A 223-nucleotide genomic window follows, 5' to 3' on the forward strand; every position below is an offset into this window, starting at 1 on the left:
CGGTGCAGTTCCAGTACAAGATGCGGGCCAACCGGATCGACGGACTCGTCCCGGCCTCACCCCAGTTCATGCGCCCGCGCATCCAGGGCATCACCACCGAGACCGGCGAGCGCATCGACGTCGTCTACACCGACCCCGAGTGCTCCCGGGTCAACAACCACATGCCGGCCTCCGAGGACACCAACTCGATGGCCTGCATCCCCGTCCACTGGTACCTGCCCGG

1 protein-coding gene is annotated in these 223 nt (G+C 66.8%); it reads left to right on the forward strand.

Going from position 1 to position 223, the window contains the following annotated elements; genetic code table 11:
- A partial coding sequence (locus VM95_RS38360) for a hypothetical protein (RefSeq protein WP_045706462.1) occupies nt 1–223 on the forward strand: 223 nt, incomplete at both ends.

This window comes from Streptomyces rubellomurinus (assembly GCF_000961885.1).
In the GTDB taxonomy this organism is placed as follows: domain Bacteria; phylum Actinomycetota; class Actinomycetes; order Streptomycetales; family Streptomycetaceae; genus Kitasatospora; species Kitasatospora rubellomurina.